This window comes from Pseudomonas sp. 21LCFQ010, assembly GCF_024129905.1.
Classification (GTDB): Bacteria; Pseudomonadota; Gammaproteobacteria; order Pseudomonadales; family Pseudomonadaceae; genus Aquipseudomonas.
This window is the reverse complement of record NZ_JAMYDZ010000064.1, coordinates 1-1,244: the sequence shown is the minus strand read 5'-3', so window position 1 is coordinate 1,244 and position 1,244 is coordinate 1. Positions and strand designations below refer to the sequence as shown.

General features: G+C 56.9%; 1 protein-coding gene. It reads left to right on the top strand.

All coding sequences use genetic code 11. The features are described from left to right. The first annotated feature begins 216 nt into the window (after positions 1-216). The gene (locus NJC38_RS28980; RefSeq protein ID WP_253118190.1) at positions 217-1,146 is read left to right on the top strand and encodes a transposase; all 930 of its coding nucleotides are present in this window, start codon (positions 217-219) and stop codon (positions 1,144-1,146) included. Positions 1,147-1,244 lie beyond the last annotated feature (98 nt).

The window sequence follows — 1,244 nt, the reverse complement described above, 5'->3', positions numbered from 1 at the left end:
AGCTCGCTTGTGTCTTTGATCAAGGTAAAGTCTGGGGTGAGAGGGGTGGATGGCAAGCTGACAAATCGCGGTGCCTAGAGCACGTGTGGGAGCCAAGCTGCCATCCACTCTTCCCGCTTTGGCTCAAAGCTCGAACAGTTGACTGAGTCCGACCTCGAACAACAAGCGTGAGTCAGGCCAAAGCGCCTCTCACTCTTTATCCTAGAGGTTTTACTCATGTCCGCCTATGCCGGTATTGATGTTTCCAAGGCCACGCTGCAGGTTGCGCTGTTTCCCAAAGCCGATGAGCTGTGTGTGCCTAATACTGAAGAAGGTCTCGCCAGCATCGCTGAGTACCTCAGCGCCCATCAGGTTGAACGAGTTCTTGTTGAAGCCACCGGTGGTTACGAGAAACTGGCGGTAAAGCTTCTGGCTAATGCCGGGTTCAAGATCCAGCGTATTAACCCTGTTCGTTCACGTCAGTTCGCTCTGGCCATGGGCAAGCGTGCCAAGACCGATCCAATCGACGCGCAAATGCTGGCCATGTTCGCCTCCAGCCTGGAGGCAAAGGGCTTCGCAAAGCCTGACGAGGAGCGCGAAGTCCTGCTTGAGCTGGTCAACTTGCGCAACAATCTGCTTCAACAACGTGACGACAACCGGCGCCGTATCAAACAGACCATAGTGCCCAGCGTGGTGGACATCTACCTTGCGTTGGAAGCCAGCCTCAAAGTGCAGATCAAAGCGGTAGATCAACTTGTCGATGCACAAGCGCGCAAGGTCGACTCAGAACTGCTGCAGCGGCTGCATGCCGTAAAGGGCGTAGGCCCAGTGACAATCGCCAGCCTGTTCTGCTACCTGCCAGAGCTGGGTGATCTGAGTCGTGGACAAATCGCAGCGTTGGCCGGTGTGGCACCGTATAACAACGACAGCGGTAGCAAGGCCGGCAAGCGGCAGATCTACGGTGGGCGGACGAAACTGCGCCGTGCGACCTACATGTGTGCGCTGGTGATGGTGCGCTACAACGCCGATTTCAAGGAGCGCTATGCGAGGCTGCGTGCCAAAGGCAAGTGCGCGAAGGTGGCCCTGGTGGCCTGCATGCGGGTGCTGCTGATACGTCTGAACGCCATGGTGCGCGACGGAACACCATGGCGTGATCACGTGGTTTGAATGGGGGGCGGGCTTTGCCCGCCATCGCGGAATCTATCCGCGATGGCATTATAAAATGCCCATTCATCGGGGGATGATGAAAGACAGTTGGCTCCCAC